This window comes from Bradyrhizobium genosp. A, from assembly GCF_049949275.1.
Classification (GTDB): Bacteria; Pseudomonadota; Alphaproteobacteria; order Rhizobiales; family Xanthobacteraceae; genus Bradyrhizobium.
In genome coordinates, this window is sequence record NZ_CP188196.1 from 5,514,625 (window position 1) to 5,527,598 (window position 12,974).

The window sequence follows — 12,974 nt, forward strand, 5'->3', positions numbered from 1 at the left end:
GTTCTTACGGGGAGAGGGTTGGGGTGAGGGGCTGCTTCCACGATCACGGTGAGAATTGGACTCGCAGAGAGTCCCCCTCACCCGGATTGCTTCGCAATCCGACCTCTCCCCGCAAGCGGGGCGAGGTGAAGAAAGGTCACGCCGCGCCGTCGCGGAGCGGCGGATAGTAGGAGAGCGCGGTGTCCCAGGGGAAGAATATCCAGGTGTCCTGCGAGACTTCCGTGATGAAAGTGTCGACCAGCGGGCGCCCCTTCGGCTTGGCGTAGACGGTGGCGAAATGCGCGTCGGGCAGCATCGCGCGCACCAGCTTGCCGGTCTTGCCGGTGTCGACGAGGTCGTCGACGATCAACAGCCCCTTGCCGGTGCCGCCGCCGAGCTTCATCGCCGATTCTGAAATACCTTTCAGGACCTGCAGCTCGCCCTGCTTGTCGTGGTCGTAGCTGGCGATGCAGACCGTATCGATCACGCGCACGCCCAGCTCGCGCGCCACGATCGCAGCCGGCACCAGGCCGCCGCGGGTGATCGCGATCACCGCGTGGAACGGACCGACCTCGTTGAGCCGCCAGGTCAGCGCGCGGCAGTCCCGGTGGAACTGGTCCCACGACACCGGAAAGGGCCTGCCCGCCCGCTCCTGCGCGCTCAGTTCCGGTGCTTCACCGCCCATCGTTTTCTCCTGCCAATCATCGTCCCGCAGCTATCTTATCGTTTCGCCGGCCAGAGTAGTATTCAACAATGCGGAGGTATATCCACACGATTAGCCAAGTTATCAGAATGGGAATGGTCAAGACGTGGAGCGCGAGGCTCCAGAAAGCAACGAGAACCTCCGAGCGACATCCCGTCTCAAGATCAAACGCCGAACAGCCGCCCGCGTAGGCCTCCCAGACTAGTCCAGCCACGATCAATGAGGGGGCGATCGCTATCAGGAAGAGTATTCTTCGTAGCCAGATCATTTGTTTGCCTGCTCAGCGTCATGAGGACTCAGCGAATGCTGGACGCGAACTACCGGGTGATGTTCAATCCCGCCAGCATTTCCTTCACCGCCGCCATCGCGGATGCGAGCTTATCCGCATCGCGCGAACGCACCACCAGATTGGTGTTCGGCCTTTGCTCCTCGTCCATGAAGGGATAGCTGCCGATGATGGTGTCGGGGTGCTCGGCGGCGATCACCCGCAGCGGGCCGCCGATGTCGCCTTCCCGCGCATTGGCGCGGACCGATTCGGAGAGCATGCGCACGCCGGATTTCAGCTTGGGCGAGACGATGTCCATCATCGCCTGCATGATCGAGGGCACGCCGGCCATCACGATGACGTTGCCGATCTTGAAGCCGGGGGCGAGGATGGTCGCGCTCTGGATCAGCTCGGCACCGTCGGGGATGCGGGCCATGCGCAGGCGGGCCTCGTTGAGGTCCTGCTCGCTCCAGCGCTCGCGGAAACGCGCGACGACCTCGGGGTGGTGGTCGATGCCGACGCCAAACGCCTTGGCGACGCTGTCGGCGGTGATGTCGTCATGGGTCGGCCCGATGCCGCCGGTGGTGAAGACGTAGGCGTAGCGATTCCGCAGTGCATTCAACGCGGCGATGATGTCGTCCTCATCGTCGGAAACGACCCGGACTTCCTTCAGGTCGATACCGATATTGGTCAAATATTCGGCGATGAAGCCAATATTCTTGTCCTTGGTCCGGCCGGACAGGATTTCATCCCCGATGACCAGAATGCCTGCCGTGACGATCTCGCTCATGCCTTAAGTCCCTCACCTCTGGTCCCGACTTTGCCGAGGTAACGCGTTGAAGTCACGCGGTTTTGCTGCCGAAATAAGCAGTGCTCAGCCATTTTTTCAGGCACGCCGCCGGCCATATCAGGCAAATGCCCTCTCTCCATGCTTATCGCGCTGGCCCGGCCCTTGCTACCTCCTCAAAGTCATGCACTCTTGCCGCATGGCCAGGACGTTGCGGTCTCACCAAGGCCTCGCGACCTGTCAAATGGCGCAACGCCTTGCGGAGACAAGTCGGGATCTATGGCAGTCGCGTTTGATGAAATGAATATTCCGGGTGGGGACCTTCGCCCCGCCTATCAGGAGCTGGCGCGCTGGCTCAAGGAGACGCCTCCCGAGGCGCTCGAATATCGCCGCCAGGAGGCCGAACTCCTGTTCCGCCGCATCGGCATCACCTTCGCGGTCTATGGGGACTCCGAGTCCACCGAGCGCCTGATCCCGTTCGACGTGATCCCGCGGATCATGTCCGGCAAGGAATGGGCGCTGCTGGAGAAGGGCCTGAAGCAGCGCGTGCGCGCGCTCAACATGTTCCTGCGCGACATCTATCACGGCCGCGACATCCTCCGCGCCGAGATCGTGCCCGACGACCTGATCTTCCAGAACCCGGTCTTCCGCCCCGAGATGAACGGCCAGCAGGTGCCGCACGACGTCTACGTGCACATCGCCGGCATCGACATCATCAGGGTCGATGCCGAGGACTTCATCGTGCTGGAGGACAACGCCCGCACGCCCTCAGGCGTGTCCTACATGCTGGAAAACCGCGAGATCATGATGCGGCTGTTTCCAGACCTGTTCGCCCGCCACAGGGTGGCGCCGGTCGAGCGCTATCCGGACGAGCTGCTCTCGGCGCTACGCTCGGTCGCGCCGCATAGCGCGTCCGGCGAGCCGACGGTCGCCTTGCTCACGCCGGGCGTCTACAATTCGGCCTATTACGAGCACTCCTTCCTCGCCGACAAGCTCGGCATTGAGCTCGTTGAAGGCCGCGACCTCATCGTCAAGAACAACGAAGTCTTCATGCGGACGACGGAAGGGGTGAAACGGGTCGACGTGATCTACCGCCGCGTCGACGACGACTTCCTGGATCCCCTCACCTTCCGGCCCGACTCGGCGCTCGGCGTGCCCGGGCTGATGTCGGCTTATGCCGCCGGCAACATCACCCTCGCCAACGCCGTCGGCACCGGCATCGCCGACGACAAGGCGATCTATTCCTACATGCCGGAGATCGTGAAATTCTACCTCGGCGAGGAGCCGATCCTGAAGAACGTTCAGACCTGGCGCTGCCGCGAGCCGAAGGATCTCGCTTACGTGCTCGACCACCTCGGCGATCTCGTCGTGAAGGAAGTGCACGGCTCCGGCGGCTACGGCATGCTGATCGGCCCTGCCGCGACGAAAGCAACGATCGAAGCCTTCCGCGAGAAGCTGAAGCGCGAGCCGGAAGGCTTTATCGCCCAGCCGACGCTGGCGCTCTCGACCTGCCCGACCTGCACGACCTCCGGCCTCGCCCCGCGCCACGTCGACCTGCGGCCCTTCGTGCTCACCGGCAGCAAGAGCACGACCATCGTGCCGGGCGGGCTGACGCGCGTTGCGCTGAAGGAAGGCTCGCTCGTGGTGAATTCGAGCCAGGGCGGCGGCACCAAAGACACCTGGATTTTGGACGAGTAGAGAGATGCTGTCGCGTACCGCCGAAAACCTCTATTGGCTCGCCCGCTACGTCGAACGGGCCGAATATCTCGCCCGCACCATCGATGCGACCCTGCGCGTCACCGCGCTTCCCGCCGCCTATATCGGCAAGACCAACGAGTGGGACTCCGCGTTGCTCACCGCCGGCGTCGCGGAAAGCTTCTATCAGACCCACGAAGAAGCCAACGAGCACAACGTCGTCGACTACCTCTCGTTCTCGGCCGATAACCCGTCCTCGATCAGGAACTGCATCGAGGCGGCGCGGCTGAACTCGCGCTCGGTGCGCACCGCGCTGACCAGCGAGATGTGGGACACCATCAACTCGGCCTGGATCGAGCTTCAGGCGGTCTGGAGCAAGGGCACCTCCACACGCGAGGACCTCGCGAAATTCCTGCGCTTCGTGCAGGAGACCTCGCTGCGCTTCGACGGCTCGGCCTACCGGACCATGCTGCGCAACGACGCCTACTGGTTCTCGCGCCTCGGCCTGCATCTGGAGCGCGCCGATAACACCGCACGCATTCTCGACGTCAAGTATCACGTGCTGCTGCCCGAAGAGGAGCACGTCGGCGGTCCGCTCGATTTCTATCAGTGGAGCTCGATCCTGCGATCGGTCTCCGCGCTGACGGCCTATCACTGGGTCTACCGCGAGACGCTGAAGCCTTGGCTGGTCGCGGATCTGCTCATCCTCAACGGCACGCTGCCCCGCTCGCTTGCGAGCTGCTACGACAATCTCGTGCGCAACCTCGACCAGATCGGCGTCGCCTATGGCCGCCAGGGCCCGGCGCAGCGCCACGCTCGCGGCATCCGCAACCGGCTGGAACACAGCAACATGAACGACATTTTCCAGCATGGCGTGCATGAATTCATTCAGGAATTCATCGCGGACAATTCCAGGCTGGGCGAAATCATCACGAAGCAGTATTTGATCTGACTTCCGTCATTCCGGGATGGTCCGAAGGACCAGACCCGGAATCTCGAGATTCCGGGTTCGATGCTGACGCATCGCCCCGGAATGACCACCTAAAAATAGCGGTCCACCATGCGCCTGCGAATCCAGCACACCACGACCTATCGCTACGAGCCGGCGGCGACGAGCGTGATCCAGATCCTGCGCATGACGCCGTGCAGCCATGACGGGCAATATGTTGCGGAATGGCAGATCGACGTCTCGACCGACACCAAGCTCGACATCCATGAGGACGCCTTCGGCAATGTCACCCATGTGCTGTCCTGTGGGCCCGTCGGCGACATCAAGATCACTGCCGAAGGGCTGATCGAGACCCACGATACCGGCGGTGTGCTGCGCGGCGCCGACGAGCGCTTTCCCGCCGACATGTTTCTGCGCACCACCGATCTCACGACTGTCAATCCAGCGATGGCAGCGGTCGCGCGCCAGTTGCGCAGCGAGGCCGAGACCGACACGCTCGGCTTCCTGCACACGCTGATGTCGCAAATCAGCGACCACATGACGTTCGACGAAGATCCGACCAACAGCGGCACGTCGGCGGCCGAGGCGTTCACGCTCAAGCGCGGCGTCTGTCAGGACTATGCGCATATCTTCATCGCCTGCGCCCGCACTGGCGGCGTGCCGGCGCGCTTCGTGTCCGGACACTTCCTGCGCTCCGACGGAACCGTGCATCAGGACGCCGGCCACGCCTGGGCGGAAGCTTACGTCGATGGCCTCGGCTGGGTCGGCTTCGATCCCGCCAACAGCATCTGCACCACCGATGCCCATGTCCGCGTCGCGATCGGGCTCGACTATCTCGGCGCCGCACCGGTGCGCGGCACCCGCTATGGCGGCGGCGCGGAGACGCTGACGGTCGCGGTCAAGGTCGAGCAGGCCGGCCGCGGCGGGCAGTCCCAATCGCAATCACAGCGGCAGAGCTAGTTTCTTGACCTGCCCTGGAATGACGTCGTCGCCCCGGGAATTGGGGTTGGACCAGCCCCTTGAAATTGGCTAGTAATTCCGCGCAAACGCGTTCGGGGACTGGAAATGACCTATTGCTGCGGAATCCTGGTTCGGGACGGGCTCGTCATGATCGCCGACACCCGCACCAATGCCGGCCTCGACAACGTCTCGACCTTCCGCAAGCTGCACATCTTCGCAAACCCCGGCGACCGCATCATGGCGATCGCCAGCGCCGGCAATCTCGCCATCAGCCAATCGGTGCTCTCCACTCTGACCGAGGGCCTCGAAGACCCCGACACGGGCGAGATCGAGACGCTGATGAACGCGCCGACCATGTTCCAGGCCGCCCAGCGCATCGGCCGGGCGATCCGGGCCGTGCACGCGACCGAAGGGCCGGCGCTGAAATCCGAGGACGTGTCCTTCGACGTCTCCTTCCTGTTCGGCGGCCAGATCAAGGGCGCGCGCATGCGCCTGTTCATGGTCTACACCGCCGGCAATTTCATCGAGTGCACCACCGACACGCCGTACCTGCAGATCGGCGAGCACAAATACGGCAAGCCAGTGCTCGACCGCGCCATGCATTACGACGTCGAGCTCTACGAGGCGCTGAAGACCGGGCTGATCTCGATGGATTCGACGATGCGCTCGAACCTCGGCGTTGGTCTTCCCATCGACGTGCTGGTGGTGCGCGCGGATGCCTGCGACGCCGATCTCAACCATCGCATCGAGGCAGGCGAGCCCTATTTCCACGATCTGCGCTCGCGCTGGTCGGCGGCGCTGCGCGCGGCGCATCAGAATATTCCGCGTCCGCCCTACAAGAACGAAAAAGAACCCAAAACCTGACAACTGAAGAAAAAGGCAGGAAACGATGAGTGAAGCAAAAAAGATCGCAGTGGTGACGGGTGCGGGCACCGGTGTCGGGCGCGCCGCGTCGCTGGCGCTGATGAACACCGGCTTCACCGTGGTGCTGGTCGGGCGCCGGCTCGACATGCTCGAGGAGACCGCGAAGCTCGGCCCCGCAGGCAAGAGCCTGTGCGTCACCGCCGACATGACCAAACCGGAGCAGATCGCCGCGCTGTTCGACAAGGTGAAGGCAACCTACGGCCGGCTCGACGTGCTGTTCAACAACGCCGGCATGGGCGCGCCCGCCGTCAACTTCGAGGACCTCAGCCTCGAGCAGTGGCAGGCGGTGGTGAACACCAACCTCACCGGCCCGTTCCTGTGCACCCAGCACGCCTTCCGCATCATGAAGGACCAGAGCCCGCGCGGCGGCCGCATCATCAACAACGGCTCGATCTCCGCGCATGCGCCGCGGCCGTTCTCGGCAGCCTACACCTCGACCAAGCACGCCATCACCGGCCTCACCAAGGCCTCCAATCTCGACGGCCGCATGTACGACATCGCGGTCGGCCAGGTCGACATCGGCAATGCCGCGACGCCCATGACCGACCGCATGGTCAACGGTCCCGGCGTGCTGCAGCCAGACGGCACCACCAAGCACGAGCCGCGCATGGATGCGAAGGCGGTCGGCGATGCCGTCGCCTACATGGCCGGGCTGCCGCTCGACGCCAACGTGCTGACCATGACGGTGATGGCCACCAAGATGCCGTTCGTGGGTCGCGGCTAGTCGCCGCTCTCGTGCCCCGGACGCAGTGCGGCATGCAATGACGCGCTGCTGAGCCGGGGCCCATGCCTTCGCGATTTCGTTCGTGGCCTTCTGGGTCCCGGCTCTGCGGCGCGTCACTTCGTGCCGCACCGCGTCCGGGACACGAGACCTTCCCCTATTCCAGGCTCTCCACCTGCCGCAGGCTCGGGAAGAGCTTCATCCACAACAGCGCGACAGCAACCGTGCAGACGCCGCCGAGCACCGCGGCGGGCATGGCGCCGAACAATGCCTGGCTCGTCTGGCATCGCCGCTTCGGCCTGCTTGTCAACAGCGAGACTGCCAGCAACATTCCCGGCATCGATTACTGCTCTTTCTTGAACAAATCCTGGAAGATGAGCTGGCCCCAAACGCGGCCGCGTGCGTGCACCAGCGCGCCACCCTCGTTGAGCTTTCCCAGCTTGACGGGTGCGAACCCGAGTTGTTTGGCCAAGGCCGCCACAGGAGCGGTCGCGTCCTCGTCGTCACCAGACAGAAAGACGACCCGGTGGCCGCCTTCGACGATCGGATCGGCAGCCAGGGTCGCTGCAATCAGGTGATTGAAACCTTTCACGAACTTGGCGCCGGTGAACGCCTTCGCGGCGAAGGCGGAGGACGGGAGACCGTCCAGCTCTTCAAGGGGAACTAACGCGTTCATCGCGTCGATGACCGTCTTGCCTTTCCAGCTCGACAGGGCCTTCGCAACCTCGCGATGCTCCCCGAACGGGACCGCCAGGATGATTGTGTCGGCCTCGAGCGCATCTTGCAGCGACTTGGCGACGACCGTGGGTCCAATCGACCGAGCCTGCGGCGCCAATGCCTCGGGTGGCCTTCGGCTCGCGACGGTCACGTCGATGCTCTTACGGGCGAAGGCGCGGGCGAGGGCCTGGCCTATCTTACCGAATCCTACAATTGCATAGCTCATAACATTTCTCCGATCCGCGTTGATATTGATTCCCCGGCCTTTCAGATGGCCGAGAAGCCGCCGTCGACAGACAACTCCACCCCATTCACGAAGCTCGAATCGTCTGAAGCAAGAAACAGCGCGACTGCCGCAATTTCCTCAGGACGACCCATCTTTCCGCGCGGGATCAGGGATTCGAACATCCGCTTCGCCTCCTCGGTGAGAACCTGGTCCTGCATCGGTGTGGCGATCGGCCCCGGGTGCAGCACGTTCACCCGGATATTCCTGCCCTTCAGTTCGTTGAGCCACCCGCGTGCGAATGCGTGCAACGCCGCCTTGCTCGCCGCATACACGCTGTAACCAGGAAAACCTTTCACCGAAGCAACTGACCCGGTCATGAAGATCGATCCGCCATCGCTAAACAGCGGCAACGCCTTTTGCACCGTGAACAGCGTGCCGCGCGCATTCAGGCCGAAGGTCGCATCAAAATGCTGCTCGGTAATCTCGCCCAGTGGGACGGCTTCGCCCGTGCCGGCGCTCGCGTACAGCACGTCGATCCCTCCCTTTTCCCGCTTGACCGTGTCGAACAGACGGTCGAGGTCGTCGAGATTGGCCGCGTCGCCGCGCACGCCGGTCACGTTCCGGCCAATCAGCTTGACGGCGGCGTCGAGCGCCTCCTGCTTCCGGCCCGTGATGAAGACATAAGCGCCTTCTTCAACGAACCGCTTGGCGCTCGCCAGCGCCATGCCGCTCGATCCACCCGTGACGACTGCAACCTTACCGTCCAACTTTCCCATAACTTCTCCTTTCAGGCTCCGCCTTTGGTCGCTCGGGGAGGCCCCCGAGAACCTGGAGATGGGTCCGCCGGCGTCAGGCGTTGAGTGCGGAAGCGCGCACATCGGTGGTGCGAAATCGATCCGGCTGGACGACTGATCTCAGCCGCGACGATCGGTGTCCGCCGTCCGGAACGGGGCCACAGTCGTCGACATAGGCCACAATGACCGCCATATTACTGTTCGATGTGCTCGATACGGGCTTTGGAAGGCGCACCGCGCGGTGCCGGATTGCACCATGATCGACTGGGATGACGTTCGCTACTTTCTTGCCGTCGCGCGCGGAGGCTCGGTGCGGGCTGCCGCCGAGCGCCTCGGCGTGAACCACTCGACCGTGCTGCGACGCATCGCCCAGCTCGAGGAACGCCTCGGTGTGCACATGTTCGAAAAGCTGCCTTCGGGCTACCGCCTGACGGCTGCGGGCGAGGAGGTCCTCGAGTTCGCGGACCAGATGGAAGCGTCGTCGCACCTGCTGGAGACGCGCGTCTTCGGGCGCGACCAGAGCGTGCGCGGGCTTCTGCGGGTGACGCTGGCACCGCCCCTCGCGACACACTTGCTGATGCCGGACTTCGCCGATTTCGCGCGTCTGCATCCGGACATCGAGATGGACATCTTGTCGTCCGGCGAGCTGGCAAATCTGACCAACCGACAGGCCGACGTCGCGATCCGCGTCGTCTACGACCGCAAAACCCTGCCGCTCAATCTTCACGGCCTGAAGGGACCGGAGCTGTTCGGCGGCGTCTACATGTCCCGCGATCGACTGGCCGCGTGGCGTGCGGGCGCGCCTGATCCCATCCGGTGGATCGTCATAAGCATTCATGGAATTCCGGATTGGGCCAGCGAGGGTGAGGTTCGCACCACGGGGGTTCCATTCAGAACCTCGGACGCCGGGGCGCAGATTGTTGCTGTACGGCAAGGGCTCGGGATCACGACGCTGCCGTGCTTCGTCGGAGATGCCGACCCCCTGCTGGTGAGGGTGCCGGGCACCGACCTGCACATGTACGGAACGCTCTGGCTACTCACACAGGGGGAGTCCCGCAAGACGAAGCGCGTGCGGCTCTTCACTGAGTTCGTATCCCGCAGGCTCGCCGCGTACGCTCCGCTTCTCGCGGGGCTGTCCATATCGCGCGACTGACGCAATGCGTTATCATGCTTCAGAACAATCGAGTGGGGTTTGGGGACATCATGCTGCGGCTGCAATCGACACTCGGCGTTTTCGCATTGCTGCTGATCGCCTTCGCGCTCGCGGAGAATCGCCGCGCGGTCTCCGTGCGCCAGGCGTCGATCGGCCTTGTCGTGACCTTCGTCACCGCGATCGTGCTCTTGAAGGTGCCCGTCGTCGCGCATGCCTTCGGCGCCATCAATGACGCGGTCGGCGCGATCTCCGCGGCCTCGCGCGCCGGCTCCTCCTTCGTGTTCGGCTATGTCGGCGGCGGTCCCCTGCCCTTCGACCTGAAGGCGCCGGGCGCCGATTTCGTCCTGGCGTTCCAGGCGTTGCCAATCGTGCTGGTGATGAGCGTGCTGACGACGCTGCTGTTTTATTGGCGCGTGCTGCCGCCGATCGTGCGCGGCATGGCCTGGCTGCTCGAACGCACGCTCGGCGTCGGCGGCGCGGTCGGGCTCTCGACCGCGGCCAACATCTTCCTCGGCATGGTCGAGGCGCCGCTGTTCGTGCGGCCGTATCTGGCGCAGATGAGCCGCAGCGAATTGTTTCTGGTGATGACCGGCGGCATGGCCGGCATCGCCGGCACCGTGCTGGTGCTCTATGCGACGCTGTTGGCGCCCCTCATCCCCGACGCGGCCGCGCATTTCGTCATTGCGTCGGTGCTGGGCGCGCCGGCTGCGATCCTCGTCAGCCTGATCATGGTCCCCGAGACATCCGACAAGCGCACCGGCGGCTCGCTTGAGGATCCGGAGATGAAAGTCTCCGGCACGATGGACGCGATCGTGAAAGGCACGGGCGCGGGGATCGAGCTGCTGATCAACATCGTCGCGATGCTGCTGGTGCTGGTGGCGCTGGTCTACCTCGTCAACGCCACCCTCGGCCTGTTGCCGAGCATCGGCGGCGCAGCGATCTCGCTGCAACGGCTGCTGGGGCTGGTGATGGCGCCCGTGTGCTGGCTGATGGGATTGCCATGGGACAAGGCGGTGACCGCCGGCAGCCTGATGGGCACGAAGACCGTGCTCAACGAGCTGATCGCCTATGTCGATTTGTCAAAGCTGCCGCCCGACACGCTCGATCCGCGCTCGCGCCTGATCATGCTCTACGCGATGTGCGGCTTCGCCAATTTCGCCAGTCTCGGCATCATGATCGGCGGCCTCGGCGTCATGGCGCCGGAGCGGCGCGACGAAATCAACGCGCTGGGGCTGAAGTCGATCGTGTCGGGGACGCTGACGACGTGTCTGATGGGGGCGGTGGTGGGAGTGTTGAGCTAGCTCTCTCTACCCGTCATTGCGAGCGAAGCGAAGCAATCCAGAAATGCGTCTGCGGAGATAGTCTGGATTGCTTCGTCGCTTCGCTCCTCGCAATGACGATGCCGCGAGACCTACGCCTTCAACTCCACCGTCTTGAACTCCGCCGGCAGGATCACTTCCAGCAGTTCGACGTCATCTGAATAATCCAAAATCATGTGCTTGATCTTCGGCGGCTGGGTCCAGGCGCTGCCTTCTTTCATCAAGGTCTCGCCCTGCCCGTCCATGTAGGTCTTCACCCAGCCCTTGAGCACGTAGACCATCTGGAAGTCGACGTCGTGGAAATGCAGCTTTGAGACCTCGGCGGGATCGCAGGGGCCTTGCAGGCGAATAACGTGGGCTTGCGCGAGACCGTGGCTGGCAGCGGCGATGCCGAGGTCGCGGTATTTTGCGTAGGCGCGCAGGCCGTCGGCTTTGAAATCTTCCTCGCGGTGATGGCTGATGGCGATGCGCTGTTTTGGGCGCGCGGGTTTCTTGACCGATGATTTGGCTGGCGTCGCGCGCGCCTTCACCGCCTTGCGTGCAGAGGAGCGCGCGGCGGACTTGGCGCCGCTCCGCTTCTTCGCCGCGGTCTGGGTTGCGCTACGCGATTTTGTTGTCTTGCCTGTTTTCTTGGCCATGGGCCGCCTCCCCTGTTGTTATGGGCGGAGGCTAGCACAGAAACGAGGAATCGTAGGGTGGGCAAAGCGAAGCGTGCCCACCATGGTCGATGCGATCGCGGAAGGATGGTGGGCACGGCGCGCGCGAGCGCGCCTTTGCCCACCCTACGAGACCGGTGTTCTCGTCAATGCAGCCGGAACACGCCGTCCACGGCGCGCAACTCGGCCGGCTTGATCAGTTTGGAATGCGTCACCGTCACCGAATGCAGCGGACCGTCCAGCTTCTCCTCCCAGAATGCCAGGAAGTCGGTCAGGGCCGGGAATTTCGGAAACATGTCGTAGTTCTGCCAGACGTAGGTCTGAAGCAGCGAGGGATGATCCGGCATCCGGTAGAGAATTTGTGCCGTCGTCAGCCCGTAGCCCAGCATTTGTTTCCGGAAATCCTCGGAAACGCCCCCAACGCGAAGTCCCATGCCAAACCTCCTTTGCAGGAGCGCATTCAGGGGGTGGCTTGATCCGTGCCCCGGGAGCCACCCGGTAGAGATGCGCTCACATGAGAGAAATGTGACGCAAACTGACAACCCATCTCAAGCCCAAAAGTTTAACAAGCTGTTGAAATTCAATGCTTTAGCAGCAGAGACGGCTCCCTGCTAATACGGCTCGGCCATCCGGTTAACGATGGTAAGGAGATTTTGGCAGGCGGTCCTTCAGAGTGCTGATTTTTCTGCTAGAAGCCCTTGCCCCCGCAAAATTCCTGTCCTATTTCAGCTCCGCCTGTGCTAGCACTCGCTGGCACAGATTGCTAAAGACCAAAAAATCATCAACTCGTGCAAATGCTTAGGAGAGCTGCATGAAATTCCGTCCGCTTCACGACCGCGTCGTGGTCAAGCGCATCGACGCAGAAGAGAAGACCGCCGGCGGCATCATCATCCCCGACACTGCCAAGGAAAAGCCCTCCCAGGGTGAAGTCGTCGCCGTCGGCCCGGGTGGCCGCGACGAGGCCGGCAAGCTGATCCCGATCGACCTCAAGGTCGGCGACCGCGTGCTGTTCGGCAAGTGGTCCGGCACTGAAGTCAAGATCGACAACGTCGATCTGCTGATCATGAAGGAAAGCGACATCATGGGCGTCCTCGACGTCCCCGCTTCCAAGAAGAAGGCGGCCTAA

15 protein-coding genes are annotated in these 12,974 nt (G+C 63.3%); 8 read left to right on the top strand and 7 right to left on the bottom strand.

Features of this window, described 5'->3' with window-relative positions; translation table 11 throughout:
• Positions 1–136: 136 nt before the first annotated feature.
• Entirely contained in the window at positions 137–664 is a 528-nt protein-coding gene (gpt, locus tag ACP2YP_RS25780; protein ID WP_426419085.1) for a xanthine phosphoribosyltransferase, read from the bottom strand.
• 335 nt (positions 665–999) lie between these two features.
• Positions 1,000–1,737: a competence/damage-inducible protein A gene (locus ACP2YP_RS25785; protein ID WP_426419086.1), complete on the bottom strand. Its 738-nt coding sequence runs from the start codon at positions 1,735–1,737 to the stop codon at positions 1,000–1,002.
• 276 nt (positions 1,738–2,013) lie between these two features.
• Here ACP2YP_RS25785 and ACP2YP_RS25790 point away from each other — a divergent pair, with 276 nt between their 5' ends.
• From ACP2YP_RS25790 to ACP2YP_RS25810, 5 genes are all read left to right on the top strand, one after another.
• Positions 2,014–3,432 (top strand): circularly permuted type 2 ATP-grasp protein, encoded by a 1,419-nt coding sequence (locus ACP2YP_RS25790; RefSeq protein ID WP_426419087.1) that lies wholly within the window; start codon positions 2,014–2,016, stop codon positions 3,430–3,432.
• 4 nt (positions 3,433–3,436) lie between these two features.
• Positions 3,437–4,381: an alpha-E domain-containing protein gene (locus ACP2YP_RS25795; RefSeq protein WP_027535663.1), complete on the top strand. Its 945-nt coding sequence runs from the start codon at positions 3,437–3,439 to the stop codon at positions 4,379–4,381.
• A gap of 108 nt (positions 4,382–4,489) precedes the next feature.
• A complete protein-coding gene (locus ACP2YP_RS25800; RefSeq protein WP_426419088.1) occupies positions 4,490–5,338 on the top strand; it encodes a transglutaminase family protein in 849 nt (282 codons plus the stop codon).
• A 105-nt stretch (positions 5,339–5,443) separates the two neighbouring features.
• Positions 5,444–6,202, top strand: coding sequence for a peptidase (locus ACP2YP_RS25805; RefSeq protein ID WP_426419089.1), 759 nt, complete (start codon positions 5,444–5,446; stop codon positions 6,200–6,202).
• A 25-nt stretch (positions 6,203–6,227) separates the two neighbouring features.
• Complete coding sequence (locus ACP2YP_RS25810) at positions 6,228–6,986, top strand: SDR family oxidoreductase (protein WP_200473413.1); 759 nt, start codon at positions 6,228–6,230, stop codon at positions 6,984–6,986.
• 154 nt (positions 6,987–7,140) lie between these two features.
• Here ACP2YP_RS25810 and ACP2YP_RS25815 read toward each other — a convergent pair whose 3' ends face one another.
• From ACP2YP_RS25815 to ACP2YP_RS25825, 3 genes are read right to left on the bottom strand one after another with little or no spacing between them, the layout of a single operon-like run.
• Positions 7,141–7,314 carry a hypothetical protein gene (locus ACP2YP_RS25815; protein ID WP_426426475.1) on the bottom strand — a complete coding sequence of 58 codons (174 nt, stop codon included), beginning with the start codon at positions 7,312–7,314 and terminating at the stop codon, positions 7,141–7,143.
• Positions 7,315–7,326: 12 nt separating this feature from the next.
• Complete coding sequence (locus tag ACP2YP_RS25820) at positions 7,327–7,926, bottom strand: NADPH-dependent F420 reductase (protein WP_426419090.1); 600 nt, start codon at positions 7,924–7,926, stop codon at positions 7,327–7,329.
• A gap of 41 nt (positions 7,927–7,967) precedes the next feature.
• Positions 7,968–8,702: an SDR family NAD(P)-dependent oxidoreductase gene (locus ACP2YP_RS25825; RefSeq protein ID WP_426419091.1), complete on the bottom strand. Its 735-nt coding sequence runs from the start codon at positions 8,700–8,702 to the stop codon at positions 7,968–7,970.
• Positions 8,703–8,976: 274 nt separating this feature from the next.
• On the opposite strand from ACP2YP_RS25825, the gene ACP2YP_RS25830 reads away from it, so the two are divergent.
• Together ACP2YP_RS25830 and ACP2YP_RS25835 are read left to right on the top strand one after the other, a co-directional pair.
• Positions 8,977–9,873, top strand: a complete 897-nt coding sequence (locus tag ACP2YP_RS25830; protein WP_426419092.1) for a LysR family transcriptional regulator — start codon at positions 8,977–8,979, stop codon at positions 9,871–9,873.
• Positions 9,874–9,923: 50 nt separating this feature from the next.
• The gene (locus ACP2YP_RS25835) at positions 9,924–11,174 is read left to right on the top strand and encodes a NupC/NupG family nucleoside CNT transporter (protein ID WP_426419093.1); all 1,251 of its coding nucleotides are present in this window, start codon (positions 9,924–9,926) and stop codon (positions 11,172–11,174) included.
• Positions 11,175–11,284: 110 nt separating this feature from the next.
• Here ACP2YP_RS25835 and ACP2YP_RS25840 read toward each other — a convergent pair whose 3' ends face one another.
• Together ACP2YP_RS25840 and ACP2YP_RS25845 are read right to left on the bottom strand one after the other, a co-directional pair.
• Positions 11,285–11,830: a cupin domain-containing protein gene (locus ACP2YP_RS25840; RefSeq protein WP_426419094.1), complete on the bottom strand. Its 546-nt coding sequence runs from the start codon at positions 11,828–11,830 to the stop codon at positions 11,285–11,287.
• Between the two features lie 164 nt (positions 11,831–11,994).
• A complete protein-coding gene (locus tag ACP2YP_RS25845) occupies positions 11,995–12,282 on the bottom strand; it encodes an usg protein (RefSeq protein WP_426419095.1) in 288 nt (95 codons plus the stop codon).
• 377 nt (positions 12,283–12,659) lie between these two features.
• Here ACP2YP_RS25845 and ACP2YP_RS25850 point away from each other — a divergent pair, with 377 nt between their 5' ends.
• Positions 12,660–12,974 carry a co-chaperone GroES gene (locus tag ACP2YP_RS25850; protein WP_008139213.1) on the top strand — a complete coding sequence of 105 codons (315 nt, stop codon included), beginning with the start codon at positions 12,660–12,662 and terminating at the stop codon, positions 12,972–12,974.

Coding starts and splice junctions, on each gene's coding strand:
- ACP2YP_RS25790 (WP_426419087.1), top strand. CDS start 2,014: ATGGCAGTCGCGTTTGATGAAATGAATATTCCGGGTGGGGACCTTCGC.
- ACP2YP_RS25830 (WP_426419092.1), top strand. CDS start 8,977: ATGATCGACTGGGATGACGTTCGCTACTTTCTTGCCGTCGCGCGCGGA.
- ACP2YP_RS25800 (WP_426419088.1), top strand. CDS start 4,490: ATGCGCCTGCGAATCCAGCACACCACGACCTATCGCTACGAGCCGGCG.
- ACP2YP_RS25835 (WP_426419093.1), top strand. CDS start 9,924: ATGCTGCGGCTGCAATCGACACTCGGCGTTTTCGCATTGCTGCTGATC.
- ACP2YP_RS25845 (WP_426419095.1), bottom strand. CDS start 12,282: ATGGGACTTCGCGTTGGGGGCGTTTCCGAGGATTTCCGGAAACAAATG.
- ACP2YP_RS25805 (WP_426419089.1), top strand. CDS start 5,444: ATGACCTATTGCTGCGGAATCCTGGTTCGGGACGGGCTCGTCATGATC.
- ACP2YP_RS25810 (WP_200473413.1), top strand. CDS start 6,228: ATGAGTGAAGCAAAAAAGATCGCAGTGGTGACGGGTGCGGGCACCGGT.
- ACP2YP_RS25815 (WP_426426475.1), bottom strand. CDS start 7,314: ATGTTGCTGGCAGTCTCGCTGTTGACAAGCAGGCCGAAGCGGCGATGC.
- ACP2YP_RS25795 (WP_027535663.1), top strand. CDS start 3,437: ATGCTGTCGCGTACCGCCGAAAACCTCTATTGGCTCGCCCGCTACGTC.
- ACP2YP_RS25840 (WP_426419094.1), bottom strand. CDS start 11,830: ATGGCCAAGAAAACAGGCAAGACAACAAAATCGCGTAGCGCAACCCAG.
- ACP2YP_RS25825 (WP_426419091.1), bottom strand. CDS start 8,702: ATGGGAAAGTTGGACGGTAAGGTTGCAGTCGTCACGGGTGGATCGAGC.
- ACP2YP_RS25850 (WP_008139213.1), top strand. CDS start 12,660: ATGAAATTCCGTCCGCTTCACGACCGCGTCGTGGTCAAGCGCATCGAC.
- ACP2YP_RS25820 (WP_426419090.1), bottom strand. CDS start 7,926: ATGAGCTATGCAATTGTAGGATTCGGTAAGATAGGCCAGGCCCTCGCC.
- gpt (WP_426419085.1), bottom strand. CDS start 664: ATGGGCGGTGAAGCACCGGAACTGAGCGCGCAGGAGCGGGCGGGCAGG.
- ACP2YP_RS25785 (WP_426419086.1), bottom strand. CDS start 1,737: ATGAGCGAGATCGTCACGGCAGGCATTCTGGTCATCGGGGATGAAATC.